Source organism: Streptomyces sp. NBC_00459 (assembly GCF_036013955.1).
In the GTDB taxonomy this organism is placed as follows: domain Bacteria; phylum Actinomycetota; class Actinomycetes; order Streptomycetales; family Streptomycetaceae; genus Streptomyces.
The window spans coordinates 7,856,960-7,876,461 of record NZ_CP107903.1; the positions used below are offsets into that span (position 1 = coordinate 7,856,960).

The 19,502-nt window shown below is 69.8% G+C and carries 22 protein-coding genes; 14 read left to right on the plus strand and 8 right to left on the minus strand.

Going from position 1 to position 19,502, the window contains the following annotated elements:
* Nucleotide 1 precedes the first annotated feature (1 nt).
* Complete coding sequence (locus OHN74_RS34590; protein ID WP_327700374.1) at nt 2-1,588, plus strand: AMP-binding protein; 1,587 nt, start codon at nt 2-4, stop codon at nt 1,586-1,588.
* A 27-nt stretch (nt 1,589-1,615) separates the two neighbouring features.
* Here the strand turns inward: OHN74_RS34590 and OHN74_RS34595 are convergent, their stop codons facing one another.
* Both OHN74_RS34595 and OHN74_RS34600 read right to left on the minus strand, forming a co-directional pair.
* Nucleotides 1,616-2,119, minus strand: a complete 504-nt coding sequence (locus tag OHN74_RS34595) for a GNAT family N-acetyltransferase (protein WP_327698498.1) — start codon at nt 2,117-2,119, stop codon at nt 1,616-1,618.
* A 70-nt stretch (nt 2,120-2,189) separates the two neighbouring features.
* Entirely contained in the window at nt 2,190-2,939 is a 750-nt protein-coding gene (locus OHN74_RS34600; protein ID WP_327698499.1) for a hypothetical protein, read from the minus strand.
* 212 nt (nt 2,940-3,151) lie between these two features.
* Here OHN74_RS34600 and gcl point away from each other — a divergent pair, with 212 nt between their 5' ends.
* Nucleotides 3,152-4,936 carry a glyoxylate carboligase gene (gene gcl, locus OHN74_RS34605; RefSeq protein WP_327698500.1) on the plus strand — a complete coding sequence of 595 codons (1,785 nt, stop codon included), beginning with the start codon at nt 3,152-3,154 and terminating at the stop codon, nt 4,934-4,936.
* A 269-nt stretch (nt 4,937-5,205) separates the two neighbouring features.
* On the opposite strand, the gene OHN74_RS34610 is transcribed toward gcl, so the two are convergent.
* Together OHN74_RS34610 and OHN74_RS34615 are read right to left on the minus strand one after the other, a co-directional pair.
* Entirely contained in the window at nt 5,206-6,096 is an 891-nt protein-coding gene (locus OHN74_RS34610; RefSeq protein ID WP_327698501.1) for a 2-hydroxy-3-oxopropionate reductase, read from the minus strand.
* A gap of 30 nt (nt 6,097-6,126) precedes the next feature.
* Nucleotides 6,127-6,966, minus strand: coding sequence for a TIM barrel protein (locus OHN74_RS34615; protein ID WP_327698502.1), 840 nt, complete (start codon nt 6,964-6,966; stop codon nt 6,127-6,129).
* A 198-nt stretch (nt 6,967-7,164) separates the two neighbouring features.
* On the opposite strand from OHN74_RS34615, the gene OHN74_RS34620 reads away from it, so the two are divergent.
* The 12 genes from OHN74_RS34620 (at nt 7,165) to OHN74_RS34675 (ending at nt 16,672) form a co-directional block, all read left to right on the plus strand.
* Complete coding sequence (locus tag OHN74_RS34620) at nt 7,165-8,133, plus strand: hypothetical protein (RefSeq protein WP_327698503.1); 969 nt, start codon at nt 7,165-7,167, stop codon at nt 8,131-8,133.
* A gap of 139 nt (nt 8,134-8,272) precedes the next feature.
* Nucleotides 8,273-8,527, plus strand: a complete 255-nt coding sequence (locus OHN74_RS34625; protein WP_327698504.1) for a hypothetical protein — start codon at nt 8,273-8,275, stop codon at nt 8,525-8,527.
* 65 nt (nt 8,528-8,592) lie between these two features.
* Nucleotides 8,593-8,949 carry a helix-turn-helix domain-containing protein gene (locus OHN74_RS34630; RefSeq protein WP_327700375.1) on the plus strand — a complete coding sequence of 119 codons (357 nt, stop codon included), beginning with the start codon at nt 8,593-8,595 and terminating at the stop codon, nt 8,947-8,949.
* Between the two features lie 73 nt (nt 8,950-9,022).
* Nucleotides 9,023-9,724, plus strand: coding sequence for a response regulator transcription factor (locus OHN74_RS34635; RefSeq protein ID WP_327698505.1), 702 nt, complete (start codon nt 9,023-9,025; stop codon nt 9,722-9,724).
* Nucleotides 9,725-9,759: 35 nt separating this feature from the next.
* Nucleotides 9,760-11,961 (plus strand): sensor histidine kinase, encoded by a 2,202-nt coding sequence (locus OHN74_RS34640; RefSeq protein WP_327698506.1) that lies wholly within the window; start codon nt 9,760-9,762, stop codon nt 11,959-11,961.
* A gap of 55 nt (nt 11,962-12,016) precedes the next feature.
* Nucleotides 12,017-12,448 (plus strand): hypothetical protein, encoded by a 432-nt coding sequence (locus tag OHN74_RS34645; RefSeq protein WP_327698508.1) that lies wholly within the window; start codon nt 12,017-12,019, stop codon nt 12,446-12,448.
* Nucleotides 12,449-12,505: 57 nt separating this feature from the next.
* Nucleotides 12,506-12,661 carry a hypothetical protein gene (locus OHN74_RS34650; RefSeq protein ID WP_327698509.1) on the plus strand — a complete coding sequence of 52 codons (156 nt, stop codon included), beginning with the start codon at nt 12,506-12,508 and terminating at the stop codon, nt 12,659-12,661.
* A gap of 25 nt (nt 12,662-12,686) precedes the next feature.
* Nucleotides 12,687-13,112, plus strand: a complete 426-nt coding sequence (locus tag OHN74_RS34655; RefSeq protein ID WP_327698510.1) for a hypothetical protein — start codon at nt 12,687-12,689, stop codon at nt 13,110-13,112.
* A gap of 260 nt (nt 13,113-13,372) precedes the next feature.
* Complete coding sequence (gene uraD / locus OHN74_RS34660) at nt 13,373-13,885, plus strand: 2-oxo-4-hydroxy-4-carboxy-5-ureidoimidazoline decarboxylase (RefSeq protein ID WP_327698511.1); 513 nt, start codon at nt 13,373-13,375, stop codon at nt 13,883-13,885.
* Nucleotides 13,886-13,890: 5 nt separating this feature from the next.
* Nucleotides 13,891-14,325, plus strand: coding sequence for a hydroxyisourate hydrolase (gene uraH, locus OHN74_RS34665; RefSeq protein ID WP_327698512.1), 435 nt, complete (start codon nt 13,891-13,893; stop codon nt 14,323-14,325).
* Nucleotides 14,326-14,332: 7 nt separating this feature from the next.
* Complete coding sequence (gene pucL, locus OHN74_RS34670; RefSeq protein ID WP_327698513.1) at nt 14,333-15,253, plus strand: factor-independent urate hydroxylase; 921 nt, start codon at nt 14,333-14,335, stop codon at nt 15,251-15,253.
* Nucleotides 15,254-15,298: 45 nt separating this feature from the next.
* Entirely contained in the window at nt 15,299-16,672 is a 1,374-nt protein-coding gene (locus OHN74_RS34675) for an 8-oxoguanine deaminase (RefSeq protein WP_327698514.1), read from the plus strand.
* Nucleotides 16,673-16,754: 82 nt separating this feature from the next.
* On the opposite strand, the gene OHN74_RS34680 is transcribed toward OHN74_RS34675, so the two are convergent.
* From OHN74_RS34680 to OHN74_RS34695, 4 genes are all read right to left on the minus strand, one after another.
* Nucleotides 16,755-17,570: a chitosanase gene (locus OHN74_RS34680; RefSeq protein WP_327698515.1), complete on the minus strand. Its 816-nt coding sequence runs from the start codon at nt 17,568-17,570 to the stop codon at nt 16,755-16,757.
* 103 nt (nt 17,571-17,673) lie between these two features.
* On the minus strand, nt 17,674-18,096 hold the full coding sequence (locus OHN74_RS34685; protein WP_327698516.1) for an acyl-CoA thioesterase: 423 nt from the start codon (nt 18,094-18,096) through the stop codon (nt 17,674-17,676).
* Between the two features lie 95 nt (nt 18,097-18,191).
* Nucleotides 18,192-18,839, minus strand: coding sequence for a hypothetical protein (locus OHN74_RS34690; RefSeq protein ID WP_327700376.1), 648 nt, complete (start codon nt 18,837-18,839; stop codon nt 18,192-18,194).
* 85 nt (nt 18,840-18,924) lie between these two features.
* Nucleotides 18,925-19,470: an HAD domain-containing protein gene (locus OHN74_RS34695; RefSeq protein WP_327698517.1), complete on the minus strand. Its 546-nt coding sequence runs from the start codon at nt 19,468-19,470 to the stop codon at nt 18,925-18,927.
* Nucleotides 19,471-19,502: the final 32 nt, after the last annotated feature.

Here is a 19,502-nt window from a genome sequence, read left to right on the forward strand (position 1 = left end):
GGTGACTTCCTACACCCACGGGATCAGCGACACTCCGCTGCTGGGAGACACGATCGGCGCCAACCTGGACCGGGCCGTCGCGAGGTGGCCCGACCGTGAGGCGCTGGTCGACGTGCCCTCCGGACGGCGCTGGACGTACGCCCGGTTCGCGGCGGACGTCGACGAGTTGGCGTACGCGCTGATCGCGAGCGGGATCGCCGCGGGCGACCGGGTGGGGATCTGGGCGGTCAACTGCCCCGAGTGGGTGCTGGTCCAGTACGCCACCGCGCGGATCGGCGCGGTCATGGTGAACATCAACCCGGCCTACCGCACCCATGAGGTGGAGTACGTCCTCAAACAGGCCGGGATCTCGCTGCTCTTCGCCTCTCTCAGCCACAAGGCGAGCGACTACCGGGCGATGGTCGAGGAAGTGCGGGGCGGCTGCCCGCAGTTGCGGGAGACCGTGTACATCGGGGACCCGGGCTGGGACGCGCTGATCGCGCGCGGCACCCCGGTGCCGTTCCCGGAACTGTCCTGCGACGACCCGATCAACATCCAGTACACCTCGGGCACGACCGGCTTCCCGAAGGGGGCCACGCTCTCCCACCACAACATCCTCAACAACGGTTATTTCGTCGGCGAGTTGATCGCCTACACCGAGCAGGACCGGGTGTGCGTCCCGGTGCCCTTCTACCACTGCTTCGGCATGGTGATGGGCAACCTCGCGGCCACCTCGCACGGCGCGTGCGTCGTCATCCCTGCGCCGTCCTTCGAACCGGCGGCGACCCTGCGGGCGGTGGCCGAGGAACGCTGCACCTCGCTGTACGGCGTACCGACCATGTTCATCGCGGAGTTGAACCTCCCCGACTTCGCGACGTACGACCTGTCGTCCCTGCGCACCGGCATCATGGCGGGCTCGCCCTGCCCGGTCGAGGTGATGAAACGGGTGGTCGCCGAGATGCACATGGCCGAGGTGTCCATCTGCTACGGCATGACGGAGACCTCCCCCGTGTCCCTCCAGACGCGCCGGGACGACGACCTGGAACACCGCACCGGCACGGTCGGCAGGGTCCTGCCGCACATCGAGGTCAAGGTCGTCGACCCGGCGAACGGGACGACCCAACCCCGTGGCACGGCAGGGGAGTTGTGCACGCGCGGCTACAGCGTGATGCTCGGCTACTGGCAGCAGCCCGAGAAGACCGCCGAGTCGGTCGACGCCGGCCGCTGGATGCACACCGGCGACCTCGCGGTGATGCGCGAGGACGGGTACGTCGAGATCGTCGGCCGCATCAAGGACATGATCATCCGGGGTGGTGAGAACATCTACCCGCGCGAGATCGAGGAGTTCCTGTACGGCCATCCGAAGATCGCCGACATCCAGGTGGTCGGAGTGCCGCACGAGCGCTACGGCGAGGAGGTCCTCGCCTGTGTCATCCCGCACGAGGCCGCCGAACCCCTCACGCTCGCCGAGCTACGCGCCTTCTGCGAGGGGCGGTTGGCCCACTACAAGATCCCGAGCCGTTTGCAGGTGCTGGACGCCTTCCCGATGACGGTGTCGGGGAAGGTGCGGAAGGTGGAGCTGCGGGAGAGGTACGCCGGGGAGCAGTGAGAGCGGCGGATCCGCGCAGGCCCTGTCTCAGGGCCTGCGCATGCAGACGCGGGGCCAGCGGTCGAGGCCGTGCTCGGCCTCCGTGGCGCGGATCCTCCGCAGACCCGGGGTGAGTTCGGCCTCGGCGAGAGTGCGGAAGCCCAGGCGGGTGTAGTAGGGCGCGTTCCACGGGACCTCGGTGAACGTCGTCAGGGTGAGATGGCTCAGGCCTTCCTCGCGGGCGTGCTCGGCGGCGTGGGCGAGAAGTGCCCGGCCGATGCGGCGGTGCGCGAAGTCGGGGTGGACGGAGACCTGTTCGACGTGAAGGGCGCCGTCCACCGGTTCGGCGATCAGATAGGCCAGGGGCCGGGCATCGTCGTCGGCGGCGACCCAGGCGCGGCCCGCTCGCCGGAACCGCTCCAGCACGTCCAGGGCAGGCGGCTCGTCGTCCGCGATCTCCGCCATCCCGAGCTCACGGTAGGGGGAGCCGGCGGCGCGTTCGATGGCACGCAGGGCGGGGAGTTCGGCGGCGGTGGCCGGTCGGATGCGCATCTGCCGAGTATCCGACCCGGACGCGCCCGGGGCACGCGGATATCCGGTCTCCGGCAGGGCCGCCGGGGCCTCAGACCCCGCTGGCGTCGAGGTCGTCGGCCGGACTGTTGACCGGCTGCGGGGTGCCGGTGAGGTCGAGGACGAAGAGGGGGACGCCCAGGTTCTCGGCGCCGGCGCGGGCCTCGTCCTCGTACCCGGCGAGGGAGAAGTAGACGCAGTCCGAGGACTCCGTCATGGCTGTCAGCCACAGGCACTCGATGTCCCGCAGCGACGCCGGGCTCACCGTCGGGTCGACCTGCGCCAGGACTCCGCGGGCGGCGAGCCCCACGCCGGACGGGGGCCGCTGGTCGGCGCGGCGGATGTCCTGGTAGCCGAGCCAGCGCAGATAGAGGGCGGCGGCGGTGACCGCGTCGCGCGCGGTGCGGATGGTGACGGGCTGGAAGGCGCGCCGGGAGCGGGAGGCCGGGCGGGAGGCGCGCAGGGCGGCGGGGAGTTTCGCCGCGCCGGGCGGGGACTGGGCGTCCTTCGTCCGTGGCCCTGTCGGCCGGGTGTCGGGGACCGGCCGCGTCACCGGGATGCGCAGGACCGTGCCGCAGGGGCAGCCCAGTTCGGGGTGCGGCCACTGGTCCCCACGTCCGCAGGCCGCGCAGCGCACGGTGACCCACTGCTCGTCCCAGACGCGATGGGTGACGGCCGTCGCGGTCGCCCGTTCGTCGAGTGACGGGCTGACCGGCGCACCGCACGCGCACGGATAGGACGGCGCCGCGTACAGATGCTCGCGCAGGCAGGCCGGACACCGCACCGGCATGCTCTCGGCCATGGCCAACTCCACTACGTGACGTCGGGGTCAGAGCCCCATCGTGCTCCACCGGACCCCCGCTTGTCCGTCTCTTGACGGCCTTCGCGAGTCCACTTACATTGTTTCCAGATAGCAGAAAATGATTTCCGCAATACGGAAAGTTTGAACCAAGGTCACGGAGGCTTTCTCTCTCCGCGGGGCGCGACGGGAGTACGAATCCGAGGAGTTGCTCTATGGCTCGTATGACCGCTGCCCGCGCGGCAGTCGAGATTCTCAAGCGGGAGGGCGTCACGCACGCGTTCGGTGTTCCCGGCGCGGCGATCAACCCCTTCTACGCGGCCCTCCAGGCCGCCGGCGGGATCAGCCACACGCTCGCCCGCCATGTCGAGGGCGCCTCGCACATGGCCGAGGGCTACACGCGCACCCACCCCGGCAACATCGGTGTCTGCGTGGGTACTTCGGGCCCGGCCGGCACCGACATGATCACGGGGCTGTACTCCGCGACCGGCGACTCGATCCCGATCCTCTGCATCACCGGCCAGGCACCCACCGCGGTGATCCACAAGGAGGACTTCCAGGCCGTCGACATCGCCTCCATCGCCCGGCCGGTCACCAAGATGGCCACCACCGTGCTGGAGGCGGCCCAGGTCCCCGGCGTCCTCCAGCAGGCCTTCCATCTGATGCGGTCGGGCCGCCCCGGGCCGGTGCTGGTCGACCTGCCGGTCGACGTCCAGCAGACGGAGATCGAGTTCGACCCGGAGACCTACGCACCGCTGCCCGTCTACAAGCCGGCCGCGACCCGTGCCCAGATCGAGAAGGCGCTCACGCTGCTGAACGCCTCGCACCGGCCGCTGATCGTGGCCGGCGGCGGCATCATCAACGCCGACGCGACCGAACTCCTTGTCGAGTTCGCCGAGTTGACGGGCGTCCCGGTCGTCCCCACCCTCATGGGTTGGGGCGCGCTGCCGGACGACCACGACCTGAACGCCGGCATGGTCGGCCTCCAGACCTCGCACCGCTACGGCAACGCCACCTTCCTGGAGTCCGACTTCGTCCTCGGTATCGGCAACCGCTGGGCCAACCGTCACACCGGCCGGCTCGACGTCTACACGGCCGGCCGTACCTTCGTCCACGTCGACATCGAGCCCACCCAGATCGGCCGAATCTTCGCCCCCGACTACGGCATCGCCTCCGACGCGAAGGCCGCGCTGGAGCTTTTCGTCGCGGTGGCAAGGGAGTCGAAGGACGCGGGCGGCCTCCCGGACCGCTCCGAGTGGGCGGCGGCGACCCAGGAACGAAGGGCCCGCCTCCAGCGGCGTACGCACTTCGACGACATCCCGATCAAGCCGCAGCGCGTGTACGAGGAGATGAACAGGGTCTTCGGCCCCGAGACGCGGTACGTGACGACGATCGGCCTCTCCCAGATCGCCGGCGCGCAGCTGCTGCACGTCCACCGGCCCCGCCACTGGATCAACTGCGGCCAGGCGGGCCCTCTCGGCTGGACCATCCCGGCCGCGCTCGGCGTCGCCGTCGCCGACCCGGAGGCGACCGTGGTGGCCCTCTCCGGCGACTACGACTTCCAGTTCATGATCGAGGAGTTGGCGGTCGGCGCCCAGCACCGCATCCCGTACGTCCACGTGCTGGTGAACAACTCCTACCTGGGCCTGATCCGGCAGGCGCAGCGGGCCTTCGACATCGACTTCCAGGTCAACCTGGAGTTCGAGAACCTCAACTCGCCCGAACTGGGCGCCTACGGCGTCGACCACGTCAAGGTCGCCGAGGGCCTCGGCTGCATGGCGATCCGCGTGACGGATCCGGCAGAACTGGCCACCTCCTTCGAGCAGGCCAGGAAGCTCGCGGCGCGGCACCGGGTCCCGGTGGTTGTCGAGGCGATCCTGGAACGCGTCACGAACATCTCCATGTCGACGACCAACGACATAGGGAACGTGGTGGAGTTCGAGGAGATCGCGACCGAGCCGGGTCATGCGCCGACGTCGATCAGGACGCTCAGGATCTGACGCCGAGGGCGCGGGGAGAGCCGAGGACATGGAAGAAGGGGGTGCCCATGGGCACCCCCTCTTTGTTTCCCCCGTTGTTCCCCCGTGCGTTTTCCCGTTGTTCCCCCGTGCTGACAACAATGTGCCCGACCCTGGGGGGAGTTGAAGCCCCCGGGGCCGGGTTCAGAGCTGGATTTGAGGTTTCCGGGCGGCGCCGACGCCTGGGCGCGACAGGACAATTGTCGGCGCGGGCGCCGCCCGGAAGATCGAAGAAGGAACAGAAAGGCGCGTCAGACCTCGGCGCCCGACAGACGTTCCACGGCCCTCAGCAGCGCGGAGTGGTCCAGGCCTCCGTCGCCCTGCGCCCGCAGGGACGCGATGAGTTGGGCGACCACCGCACCGACCGGCAGCGCGGCGCCGACCGCGCGGGCCGCGTCCGTCACGATGCCCATGTCCTTGTGGTGGAGGTCGATACGGAAGCCCGGTGCGAAGTCGCGGTTCAGGAAGTTGTCCTTCTTGCGCGTCAGCACGGTCGAGCCGGCCAGTCCGCCGCCCAGCACCTCCAACGCCGCCCTCAGGTCCACGCCCGACCTCTCCAGGAAGACCACCGCCTCGGCGCACGCCTGGATGTTCACCGCGACGATCAGCTGGTTCGCTGCCTTCACCGTCTGGCCGGAGCCGTGCGGGCCGCAGAGCACGACGGTCCTGCCGAGCGCCTCGAAGATCGGCACTGCCGAGTCGAAGTCGGCCTGTTCACCGCCGACCATGATGGACAGCACTGCCTCGACCGCGCCCGCCTCACCGCCCGAGACGGGCGCGTCCAGCACCCGGACGCCCTTCTGGGCCGCCGCCTTCGCCAGATCCACCGACGTCTGCGGGGTGATCGACGACATGTCGACCAACAGGGTGCCGGGCCGCACGTTCGCCAGGATGCCCTCAGGGCCGTACGCGACCGCCTCGACCTGCGGTGACGCGGGCACCATCGTGATCACGACGTCGGCCTCGCGCACGGCCTCGGCGATCGAACCGGCCGCGGTGCCGCCGGCGGCGACGAGGCGGTCGAGCTTGTCCTGTTCCAGGGTGAAACCGATGACGTCGTAACCCGCCTTGATCAGGTTCTCGGACATGGGGGAGCCCATGATGCCGAGGCCTATCCAGGCGACCTTGGGACGATTGCTCATGACGGGGCGCCTCTCTGCTGCTCTGCGATGTCAGGGGGTTCGGCGTGCTTCGCGCGGCAGCCAGTCGAACGCCTCGGCGCTCGGCCGGTCGCCCGGCTTGTACTCCAGGCCCACCCAGCCCTCGTAACCGGCCTTGCGCAGCCGGTCCAGGTGGTCCGCGAGGGGGAGTGTGCCGGTGCCGGGGGCGCCGCGGCCGGGGTTGTCGGCGATCTGGACGTGGCCGGTCTTCGCGGCGAACCGGTCGATCACCGCGGGGAGATCCTCGCCGTTCATGGACAGGTGGTAGAGGTCCATCAGGAAGCGGGCGTTGTCGAGGCCGGTCGCCTCGTTGACCTTGTCGACGACCTCCACGGCGGCCGGCGCGCTCACCAGCGGATACCGGGGCGACTCCGGCTTGTTGAGCGCCTCGACGAGGAGAATCGCGCCGATACGGTTCGCGGCGCGCGCCGCGAGGACCAGGTTCTCCAGTGCCAACGTGTCCTGCTCCGCCGGGTCCACGCCCTCGATCCGGTTGCCGTACAGCGCGTTGAGCGCGCCGCAGCCGAGCGACTCGGCCAGCCCGGCGGCCACCTCGATGTTGGCGCGGAACCGCTCCGACTCCTCGCCGGGCACCGACACGGCGCCCCGGTCCGGGCCCGGCAGCTGTCCGGCGTAGAAGTTCAGGCCGGTGAGCCGGACGCCCGCGTCCTCGATCGCGGCCCGCAGGGAGTCGAGCTCGGACCGGGCAGGGGTGGGGGAGTCGAGCCAGGGCCACCACAGCTCGACCGCGGTGAAACCGGCGGCCCGGGCCGCCGCCGGGCGCGCCAGGAGCGGGAGTTCCGTGAAGAGGATCGACAGGTTGACGTTGAAGCGCTGCTCTGGGAATCCCATGGCCGTCGGCGCCTCTCCTATTTCGTATCGTGGAAGTAACTTTCTACCTGATGGAAGACTGCCGTCGAGCCTCGGAGCTTGTCAAGAGGTCTCCCCCGAGTGGCGGGGCGGTGAGGGGGCGGTTACACAGGGTTCAACGTTCATATGAGCGGGGCGCACGTCTCCCGTGTGTCAGTGCACTGAAGTTGTGAGGCAAACATGGCCGTCGAGCCATTCCCTGCCTGCCCGGAGAACTCCGGAACAGGCGAAACCCGTACCGTCACCCGCATACGCACGAACGACCTGGTGCGCACCGTGGTCGTCGCCAGACCCCTGGACGATGTCGTCCAGCTCGTCACCCTCCTGGAGCAGTCACCCGACGGTCTGCCGACCGCGGCCACGGTCCTGCGGGTCGCGGCCGTGGCGCGCTCCGTGGAGGACGTCTCACGCCTCGTGGAGCTGCTCGGTCCGCCGACGCACGGTGTCGACCGGATGGACGAGGCGATCCGCACAGCCGTCGAGCAGCGCCCGGTGGCCGAGGTCGGCCGTCTGGTCGCGCTTCTGCACGCGGCCCCGCACTCCGCGCACGCGGAGGCCCAGGCGGTGCGGGCCGCCGCCACCAGCAGGCCGGTCGAGGACCTCGTGCAGTTGATCGGCAGCATCGACGACGTCCGGGACCGGGACCGGGATCCGGATCCCGCGATCGCCCGCCCCGCACCGCAGGCGGGGGAGACGGCGGCTGTCGTGGGCGCCAGACGTGACGTCCTGTGGCTCCGCAGGGCCGTCGCCGTCCTCGTCATGCTCTGCGGCGCCGCCCACTTCCCGCTCGACTGGGTCGACGCGCCGAGGCACGGACTGGCCGCCTCGCTCGGCGTCTCCGCACTGTGCCTGCTGGCCGGCGCGGCGCTGTGGTTCGGCCGGTCGCCGGCCGTGACCGCCGCTGCCGTGGTCGCGCCGGGCGCGCTGGCCGCCGTCCATCTGCTCGGCGGTCACGTCGGCTCGGCGACACTCGCCTACGTACGCCAGGCGGGCGGAGCCGTTTCCCCGCTGCCCGCTCTGGCGGCCTGCGCCGCGACGCTCGCCGCGCTGACGGCACTTGCCGTGGCCCTGGCCCGCCGACGGCGTGTCGCCGGTGCGCGTGACACCGTCCCCGACCCTGTCCTGAAGGTGAACTCCCTTCGCCTGTAGGCCGGTTCGGGTATGAGGCGCATGCTCTTCGGAGTGGGCGCACAGCCCTGCTGATTGTCGCAGGGGAGTCCGTTAGGGTCGTGTCCGAGCGGCTGGGACACGAGCGGCTGGGACACGACCTGACGGAAGAATGGGCACAGTGCGACTGCGAGTGGAGTTCACGACCGAGCCCTTCGATCTCGACGAGGCACCCGCGCACGCGCTGGTCGCCCGCGAGGTCATCGAGGCCGCCGAACTGGACGCGGTGGACGTCGGCCCGTTCGGCAACACCGCCGAGGGGCACGCCGACGCCGTGCTCACCGCCCTGGACGCGCTGCTGCGCAGGACCCTGGAGGCCGGCGCCACCCGAATCTCCCTCCAGGTCAACGTGATCGACGAGGAGGGCGACCGGTGACCGGCGGCGGGGACGGATCCGGCGCCGCTGCCTTCGTCGCGGCCGTGAAACCGCTGGTCGACGCCATGGGGGGCGAGCTGGTCGCCCCCGGCCGGGCCGGCCCCGACGATGTCGTGCTCGCCTGGGAGGGCGCCGACGTGGTCGCCGTACGCCTGCCACAGCTCGCCGACTCGCTCGATCACATCCTGGCCGCCCTGGAGCGCCGGCACGGCAAGCCACTGGCCGAACTGGACCGCAAGGCCAAGCAGGAGACCGTACGGATACTCGAGGCGCGTGGCGCCTTCTCCGTGCGGCACGGGGTCGAGACCGTGGCGAGCGCCCTCGGCGTCAGCCGCTTCACGGTCTACAACTACCTCAACTACGCCAACGAGCAGCGGGCCAAGGCGCGCGAGAGCGAGGACCAGCCGCGGCAGGACGGCTGACCCGGCGGGTGGGGAGGGGCAGCGAGTTGGTGATTCCGCCGCAGTATGCGCCGCCAAAGGGCATGCTGGCCGAATGACGGAGCCACAGGCAGTCCTGGGAGGTCCGGAACCGAACCCGAATCCGGAACAGGCGATCGTCGTAGCCGGCGTCGACGACCACCCGCTCATCCTGGGTGGTCTGCGGTTGTACTTCGCCGAGAACGCCCCGGACATCCGGCTGGGTGCCATTGAACCCAGTGTCACAGCACTGCTGGAACGAACCGACGGCCCCGCCTCCGTGGTGCTGCTCGACCTGCTCCTGCCGACCGAACCGGACGTCGCGCACAACGTGGCGAGAATCGTGGCGACCGGTGCTCGTGTTGTCATCCTCACCTCGGACTCCCGCCCGGGAGTCGTGCGCAGCGCCATCGACGCGGGCGCCCTCGGGCTGGTCCTGAAAGGCGATCCGGAGGAATCCGTCGTCGACGCGGTACGGGCGGCGCACGCGAACGAGTTCTCGGTGTCCAGCAGACTCGCTCACGCCATGGTCACCGACCCGCGGGCAGGGGTGCGGCTCTCCGAGCGGGAGCGTCAGCTCCTTGTGCTGATGGCCCAGGGCAAGCCGCGCAAACTGATCGCGAAAGAGATGGGGATCGCGGTGGACACCCTGAAGTCCTTCCTCGACCGGGCGGCGAGGAAGTACAAGGAGGTCGGCCATCCGACGGCGGGCCCCGGCCAGTTGGTGGCCTTCGCCTTACGGGACGGTCATATCGACATCGAGCCCGAAGCCACGTGAGACCGGGGACCTACCGGTTCAGCGTCGAACGCGGGATGCAGCGTTCGTTCACCGTGTTGGCGGTCCTGCTCGCCGTGCAGTGGGCGGTCATGGTGACGACCTCACCGGAACTCGACGCCCTGCTGGCCGTCTCCGGCTGGTGGTTCGTCCTCGTACTGCTGGTCGAGGCCTTCCGCGCCTGGCGCTGCCTGCTGGCCGCTGCGGACGCGTGGCTGGTCTGCGGCGCGGTCCTGTTGGTGTACGCGGCGATGGCCTTGTCCCCTCCGGGCGACATCGTGGTGGGAGCCAGGGGCAATCCCGCTCTGATCGCGGCTGTTCTGGCGGCGGGATTCTTGACTCCGGTGCGCGCCTGGACGGTCTGCGTGGTGGTCTTCTTCGCGCAGGTGGTCGCCTGTCTGCCGCTGGGCGGTCCGTCGGGGGCGCTGGAAAGCCTGTGGCCGGGCATCTCCGGCGCGCTGGCCGCGGGCGTGCTGACCCGGGTGATGCGGTCGGCCGCCGCCAGGGCCGATCACGCGCAGGAAGCGCTGCTGGCGGCACAGGCCCAGGAGGCCCAGGCCGAGGGCCGGCGGTCCGCGCACCGCACATTCCAGAGGATGCTCCACGACGACGTGGCCACGGCCCTGCGCGCGGTGGCCGGTCGGGGCGTCACACAGGCCGAAGCGCGACGGACATGCGCGGACGCGGTGGCCGCGATGGCACGAGCGCCGATGGCACCGATCACGAGCAGCACCAGGAATCTGGCCCAGGACATCGAGGAACTCGGCACCGTCCTGCCCATCGAAACCACGTTCCACATCGAGGGCGAAGTCCAGGTGCCGGCCCCGGTGGCCGCGGCCATGCTCGCCGCCGCACGAGAAGCGTTGCGCAACGTCGACCGCCACGCCTTCGCCAGCGCTGTCTCCGTACGGCTGAGCGAGGACGGGCACGGTGTCGTCCTGATCGTTTCGGACGACGGGGTCGGCTTCTCCCCTACGCGGTCGCACCGGTCGTCCTGGGGGTTGAGCCGGTCCGTCGTCGACAGGATGGCGGAGGTGGGCGGTACCGCGGATGTGATCAGCACCGAGGGCGCGGGCACCTCCGTCCGACTGGGGTGGACCCGCGACGCCGCCCCACCGGTGGCGGCCGCCCGCCCGGACCGGGCCGCCCTGATCGCCTTCGCGGTGGGTGACATGCGCAGGCCTCTCGCCGCGGTCTGTGTGCCCTACCTGCTGAGCATGTATGTGATCGCGGTGGTCCACAGCGATGCCACGGCGAGCGCGGACCGGCTGACCGTCTGGTTCTCGGTGCTGGTCCTGATCACCCTGGCCCTGATCGTGCGCGCCGACCGGCCGGTGCCCGGCTGGGTGAGCCTCGGGAGCACCACGGTCGCCCTCGGTGGTCTGCTGTACGCGCTCTCCGTCATACCGGCCGACAGCCTCGACAATTTCGACTCCTGGCCCATCGGGGCGCTCACGCCCCTGTTCGTCGTTCTGCTGACGACCCGTTCGGTCCGGGAGGCCGTGGTTCCGCTCGTGCTGGAGGAGATCGCGATTCTGTCGCTGATCGCGACGGGAGGCCTGGTGGCCGACTCACCGGCGGCTGTTCTGCCTGCCCTGCTGTCTCCGGTGTTCGGTGTCGTCATGGTCTGGATCATCGTGCGTACGGTCGTCGGACTCGGTGCCGTCGTGGCGGCGGCCAACCGCGACCAGGTGGCGATCGCGGTCGCCGAAGCGGGACACGAGGCCCGTACGGCGCTGCACCAGCGGAGGATCGAGGAGATCGGCGCACAACTGCTGCCCTTCCTGAGGGAGATCGCCGAGGGAAGCGAGCAGAGGGCCTGGCACGAACTGAGAGAACAGGCCCAACTGCTCGAGACGACGGCGCGTGACGAACTGCACCTGCCCGGCGTGATCGATGCCGAGGTCCGGGACCGCCTCGACGTGGCCCGGCGGGCCGGCTGTGTCGTCAGGTTCCAGTCGGACAGCGACGCCGTGTATCCGCCCCTCGTGCTGCGCGATCTGCTGGCCACCGCACTCACCGGCTCCGAGCCGCCCCTTCGGCTGACCCTGAGTCTGTATCCCGGCACGGAACAGGTGGAGGTGAGTCTGGTGACCGTCCCTGGAGATGCCGCCAGGAGCGCCCGGCTTCGCCGGTCCTTCGCGGGCTTCGCCCCGGTCGTGGACGACCTGCCGGAAGCGACCTGCGCACATCTGGTGGTGCGTCAAGCAGGCGGCACGCCCCCGATTTCGGGGACATGACCACGGACGTGCGCTGCGTCACGCTGGGGGAGAGCCCGAGTGTGAAAGGAACATCGTGGGAGCTGTTCTCATTTTTGTGCTCTTCTGCCTGTTGGTAGGCACCGGAGCCTTCTTCCAGAGCCGGCATTTCTTCCGAAGCGTGGAAAAGCAGTACGAGATGCGGGGCCAGGTGAACCCGCAGGCAGTGTTCCAGGCCGCCGCCGAGGCGGCCAAGGGAATTCGCTGGACCGTTCGCGAAACGAGGCAGGGACTGGAAACACGCCATCCTGTGGGCAGCGTGATACGCGTGAACCTGGAAACCGAAGAAAACGGTGAGTGTGTCACCACTCTCTTTCTTCGCGATATCGCCTTCACCTCGCAGCTGGGCGGACTGATCAAGACGCCTCGCGCCTACCGGGCCATTCAGCGGAAGCGGAAAAGGATGATCGCCGCCATCTCGTCCGTACCGGGCGCAGGCGACTGGCTCGAAGTGGACGGCCTGAACTGACCGGAGAGATCTGGCCAGAGAACTGGCCGCAGAGAACCGACCGGAGAGGGAAACACCGTGGCGACCAAAGAGCAGTACGAAGCGGCACTCAGCAAGGCGGAAAGGGCAGGCCTCGGCTCCTTGGACAAGCAGCAGCTGGAACTTGTCCAGAAGCTGTACAGGGAAGCCGGGTCACGAGGGAACCGCGCGCGCAAAGTCATCGACGGCAAGTAGTCACCGTCCAGGAGGAGCGACAGGCATGGGAATCTTCGGGCGCAGTAAGAACGCAGCACCTGGCGGCGGCAGGGGAACGGGGTACGTCGGCAGTTTCCTTTCGCCGCATTCGCCGGACGATACCGCTCGCATCGTCCACGCGGGCCTCGCCGGCCAGTTGTCGAACGAGTCGGCCGAGGTCACGGGCCCCGGTCTCCTGGAATCGATATACCTGAGCAGGTTCGATTCCAGCGGTATCACCGTGGTCGCCGGAAACTCCGTCGACACGTACTTCTCCTTCGCTGTCGACCTGACGGCGACATCGGCAGGAACGGAAGGGCGTGCCCATCTCGACCGTCCCGCACGGTCGGTCAAGCGATGGATGGGCAACACCATCAAGATCAGTTCTGGTGTCCAGATCGCCCTGGAGGGGGCCGGCGTCCAGATCGTGAGCTGGGACATCGGGTTCTGACCGGACGCGGGCCGGGCGGGGAGTGAACGAGGAGACCCATCGGGCGACGAGGAGACTGCCGCAGCCACCTTCGGGGTGGGCTGCGGTTTCCCGACGAGTCCGGCAGCCTTGGTCTCGGCGCGTCCGGTGCGGCCCTCGCCGTTACCCGAAATTTTCAACAAAGTGTTGACGTCTTGTCGCCGGAAGGCGTTAGCTGTGCGCAGCCAGCCCGGCGTGCTTTCCGCACGCACCCAGCACGCACAAGGCCACGGAGGTCTGCCGTGACGTCGAGTACGACCCCTGGCGGCCTCGCCCGGTTCAACACCCTGGAGGAGTCCGCGGCCCGCGCCGCCCTCCACGACGCCTGCGCCTCGACGGCCTGGGGACAGCACCTGCTCGCGAAGCGCCCGTACGCCACCGCCGAGGACCTGTACACGGCGAGCGACATCGCGACGGCCGAGCTGACCGCCGACGACCTCGCCGAGGCGATGGCCGGGCACCCGCCGATCGGCCGTCCCAAGCCCGGTGACCCGACCTCCGCCCGCGAACAGCGCGGCATGGCCGGGGCCTCCGAGGAGCTGAGGGCGGAGATGCTCGAGCTGAACCTCGCCTACCAGGAGAGGTTCGGCCATGTCTTCCTGATCTGCGCGACCGGCCGGACCGGCGAGCAGATGCGCGACGCGGTACGGGAACGGATCGGGAACACGCCGGAGCGGGAACGGGAGATCGTCCGCACCGAACTGGGGAAGATCAACCGCATCCGGCTCGGCAACCTCGTACAGGAAGAGCAGTGACAGACATGAGCACCGACGCCACCGACCCCATTGCCTTCGTCGCCTCCGTGTCCACGCACATCCTGGACACCAGCGTCGGCCGCCCCGCCGCGGGCGTCGCCGTCCGGCTCGCCGCGCGCAGCGGGCAGGGCGCCCACTACGGGCGGGGGGAAGCCTGGCGGGAGCTCGGCGGCAGCGCGACCGACGCCGACGGGCGGTGCAAGGACCTGCCGGCGCTGCCGGAGGGCACGACCCATGTACGGCTCGATTTCGAGGTCGAGCCGTATCTGGAGAAGAAACAGGCCGATGCGCAGCAGGACGCCCCCGCGAATCGGGACAGCGGTGCGGCGGGAGCGTTCTTCCCGGAGGTGACGGTCACGTTCGCCGTCGTACCGGGCGAGCACTACCACGTACCGCTGCTGCTCAACCCGTTCGGCTACTCCGTATACCGAGGGAGCTAGCAGCACCATGACCGATTCAGCCAGCCAGGGCCGCCCGGTGTTCCTCGGGCAGAACCAGTACGGCAAGGCCGAGAACCGCGTCGTGCGCGTCACCCGCGACGGCGCCACCCACCACGTCAAGGATCTCAACGTCTCGGTGTCGCTGTCCGGCGACATGGACGAGGTCCACCTCTCCGGCTCGAACGCGAACGTCCTGCCGACGGACACCACCAAGAACACGGTGTACGCCTTCGCCAAGGAGCACGGCATCGACTCCGCCGAGCAGTTCGGCATCCATCTGGCCCGGCACTTCGTGACCAGTCAGGAGCCGATTCTGAAGGCCCGCATCCGCATCGAGGAGTACTCCTGGGAGCGGATCGAGGCGGCGGGCGAGGGCGAGCACTCCTTCGCCCGGCAGGGTCAGGAGACCCGGCTGACCCAGATCACGTACGACGGTTCGTCGTGGGAGGTGGTCTCCGGGCTCAAGGACCTGGTCGTGATGAACACGACCGACTCCGAGTTCTGGGGCTACGTCAAGGACAAGTACACGACGCTCCCCGAGGCGTACGACCGCATCCTGGCGACCCAGGTGTCCGCGCGCTGGCGCTTCAACTGGTCCGACGGGGAACGGGAGATGCCCGACTGGGAGGAGTCCTACGCGCAGACCCGGAAGCACCTGCTGTCGGCCTTCGCGGAGACCTATTCGCTCTCCCTCCAGCAGACCCTGTTCCAGATGGGTGCGCGGATCATCGAGCAGCGCGACGAGATCGACGAGGTGCGTTTCTCCCTCCCCAACAAGCATCACTTCCTGGTGGACCTGAAACCCTTCGGGCTGAAGAACGACAATGAGGTCTACCTCGCCGCCGACCGTCCGTACGGCCTGATCGAGGGCACGATCCTGCGGGACGGCGCCGAGGCGCGCATCCCCGCCGACCTCACCAACCTCTGACGCGTACCCGGAAGTCAAGGACGAGAAGTTAAGGACGAACGAACGATGGTTCAGCGCATCGTCATCGAGAACTGCGCGGTCGCGACCGTGGACGCCGCCGACACCGAGTACGCGTCCGGCCATGTGGTGATCGCCGGCAACCGTATCGAGTCGGTCGGCGCAGGAAAGGCCCCCGAGGGTCTGGCGGACGCGGTCCGGCGCATCGACGCGAGCGGGCATCTCGTCACCCCCGGTCTGATCAACACGCACCACCACTACTACCAGTGGATCACCCGGGGCCTGGCCACCGACCACAACCTCTTCGACTGGCTGGTGGCGCTGTACCCGACGTGGGCGCGTATCGACGAGCCGATGGTCCGCGCGGCGGCGCAGGGCTCGCTGGCCATGATGGCCCGCGGCGGAGTCACCACCGCCATGGACCACCACTACGTCTTCCCGGAGGGCTCCGGCGACCTGTCCGGCGCGATCATCGGCGCGGCCCGCGAGATGGGCGTCCGCTTCACCCTCGCCCGCGGCTCGATGGACCGCAGCGAGAAGGACGGCGGCCTGCCCCCGGACTTCGCCGTCGAGACGCTGGAAGGTGCGCTCGCCGCCACCGAGGCCACGGTCGACGAGCACCACGACCCCTCCTTCGACGCCATGACCCAGGTCGCGGTCGCCCCCTGCTCACCGTTCTCCGTCTCGACCGAACTGCTGCGCGAGGGCGCGGAGTTGGCGCGGCGCAAGGGCGTACGCCTGCACACCCACGGCTCGGAGACGGTCGAGGAGGAGCAGTTCTGCAAGGAACTGTTCGGCATGGGCCCGACCGACTACTTCGAGTCGACAGGCTGGCTCGGCGAGGACGTGTGGATGGCGCACTGCGTCCACATGAACGACTCGGACATCGCCGCCTTCGCCCGTACGAAGACGGGTGTCGCCCACTGTCCGTCCTCCAACGCCCGGCTGGCGGCGGGCATCGCACGCGTCCCCGACATGCTGGCGGCAGGCGTCCCGGTCGGTCTCGGCGTCGACGGCACCGCGTCCAACGAGTCCGGCGAACTTCACACCGAACTGCGCAACGCCCTCCTCATCAACCGCCTCGGGGCACACCGGGAAGCGGCCCTGAACGCCCGTCAGGCGCTGCGCCTGGGGACGTACGGCGGTGCCCAGGTGCTGGGCCGGGCAAGGGAGACCGGGTCGCTGGAGCCGGGCAAGCTCGCCGACCTGGTCCTCTGGAACCTGGACACCCTGGCCCACGCGTCCATCGCCGACCCTGTCACCGCCCTCGTCCTCGGCGCGGCGGCCCCGGTCACCGCGTCCTTCGTGAACGGTGAACAGATCGTCGAGAACGGGCGGTTGCTGCACGTCGACGAGGACGAGATCGCCCGCTCGACGCGCACGGAGGCCCGGCGGCTGGCCGAGATCGCCGCGCGAGCCTGACCCCGGGGCCCCGAAAGACCTCCGGCCGAGGGGGACGGCCCTCGGCCGGAGTCCTGCCGTCACCACCGACCGTCCCGACCGGTCAGCCGATGTAGTAACTGTCCCCGTACACCTTCCAGTCGAGCGGCGGATCCAGGTCCAGGTTCCCCTGGTCGAGGAAGACCCGCTGGGCGGTGTCCACACGGCTGGTGTCCTCGTGGGCCGCCTCCTGCTCCATCGCCCACACCCGGGCGTCGAGGAAGGCGTTCAGGTACGTCGTCTCGTCGCCGCCGTCCGCCGGGGGTGCGGCGTTCGCGATGGCCCGGGTGCGGATGCCGCCGAAGCTGAGGCTGTCCGTGCCGGGGCCGTGCATGACCATGGCGTCGTAGTAGGCGAACTGGCCCAGCGTGCCGACACCGTCCTTCTTGGCGCGGGCGACGGCCGGGTCGAAGTAGACGCGGTCGCGCTCGTCGTCCTGGGCCTCGCGGAAGGCGGACGTCTTCGCGGCCTTGCGCCACGCGGCGGGGAAGCCCGGGTCCAGGCCCTCGTGCGAGTCCGTGCCGTCCACCGCGCGCAGGGCGGGCAGATAGGCCGCCAGGACGTTGTCCGGGTCCCGCTCGGTGTACAGCTCGACGAGGGCCAGCAGGTCGCTCGTACCGGAGCAGAAACCGATGATCCCGGCGGTGTAGCCACGGCCGTCGTCGATGTCCTGGATGTAGCCGTACTGCGCCCGCCAGTCCAGCGACGAGTTCTCCGCGCTGCACACCAGCCGCATCGCGATGTCCTTCTTGGCCGGGTCGTCGAGCCCGCTGCCGGTCGCCTCGGTGGTCGCGCCGGACGCGATCCGCTGGGTGGTCAGGATCGCGGTGGCGCCGAGGGCGGCCAGCAACGTACGACGGGCGGCGGCTCTGTGCATCATCGGCACGGGATCTCCAGGAGGGGCGCGACGGAAGGAGGTCGAGAGTCGCGCGCCAGGTTGGGAATGCCGTGGGGTGCCGGTAGGAGGTCGCTGTGAGTGCCTGTCAGAGCCCGAACAGCCGCGGCTCCGAGGCCAGTTCGCGGAAGTACTCCTTCGGGTCCGGGACGAGCTTGCGCGCCGTGAGGTCCATCAGCCCGCCGACCGCCGTGATCTCCGCCGCGACCGTGCCGTCCGCCTTGCGGATCGTCTGCCGGATACGGAAGGTCTTGCCCTCGCCCCAGAGGAAGTCGCAGGTCACCTCGACCTCGTCGCCCGCGAGCAGCTCCCGCTGATAGCGGATGGTGGTCTCCAGGGCCACCGGCCCCACGCCCTTCGTCATCAGCCCGGCCTGGCTGATTCCGGCCGCGTGGAGCAACGACCAGCGGGCGTGCTCCGCGTAGTTGAGGTACACGCTCTGGTTGAGGTGCCCCTGCACATCGGTCTCGTACCCACGCACGGTCACCGGGACGGAAAACGGTTCGGCCACGACTTCCCCTTCACGACTGCTCGGCTTCACAACGAGGGCGCCAAGCGTACTGAGCGGTTGCTCACAGCCGTCAACTGCCTTTGCTCATGCGGTGGTCACGTCCGTCGGGGCGACGCCAGCAGATAGCGCGCGCCGGTACGCGGCTCGGTGTGCGCGCTGACCTGCCAGCCCGTCCTCTCCAGCGTGGCCGCACAGGCCCGCAGCGCGTCACCGTCGGGCTCGCGCACGGCGACGGCCTCCGGCTGCGGAGTCGCCCGCACCCGGTAACCACCACCGGCCCCGCCCCCGTCCTCGGGGCGGTGGCCGGCCGCCTCCAGTGCCAACGCGGCGGCCTGCACCAGATGCTTACGCTCCCAACCGCACGGACGGTCCATGGCACCGTCCGCATTGGTCATCCGACGCAGCTCCAGCAGCCCCTGCCAGGCGCTGTGCACCTCACGCGTCCGGGCGGGCCCGGCGGCCGGTATCCCCTGTTCGCCGCCCACGCGCGCGGCGAACACCCCGGGGGCTCCGGAAGCGGGGGGAGCCTCGGTGGCGGCAGGCGTGTCCGCAGGCGGCGCCTCCTCCCGTACGCGATGGCCCGCCGGTGTCAGGAAGTGGTCGTGCGGTGGCCGCGGGTGCCGGAAGGCGAGCCCTCGCCTGACCAGCGCGGCGAGCTGGAACTCCGTACCCCGCAGCCGTCCGGTGACGGGGTCGGCCGTGTCGATGACGCGTCGCTGGGCGGCGGTCGGCGGTCGTGTTATGGCGCACTCCTCCCCGGTCGTGGCCCGATGCGGGCGATCGGCCGGTCAGCCGTTCACCTGGTCGATCCGAGCCGTTCTTCGAAGACTACGACCCGGGTCCGACATCGCGAGCCCAGCGCTCCAGCTCGGCGAACTCGCGCTCCTGAAGACCCCGGCGCGGGTCGATCCGCAGCAGCAGTGCCCGCCCGGTGTGGTGCTCGGCCACATGGCGGACATCGAGGTCGGTGATCATGTCGTCGACCCAGACGAAGGGACGCCCGTCGGCCCACTCCACGACACGCCGCGTCTTCCAGTACAGCCCGTCGGGGTCCTCGGCGAACAGGTTGGTGAACTCGATGACCGGCAGGGCGGCCGGCAGTCCGATCACCGGGCCGATCATCTCGTTGGCCTCGTGCATCCAGGTCGTGGCCCACGCCAGGTCGTACGGCAGGGCGAGCAGCCGGGCGCCGTGCCCCGGGTGCAGCCGTATCCGCAGACCCCGGCGCAGTCGCCGCGACCCCGGCTTCTGCCGGGCGGACCAGTTGGCGGGATGCACCCGGCAGGTTATGTAACCGCGGTGGCGCAGGAGGCGGGCGCGGAACGGGTTGAGGGGGCCGTCGACGTCGAGGAGCAGCAGTGGTCGGTCCGTCATGGGGAGGGGCTACCCATGACGGACGCCCGGCG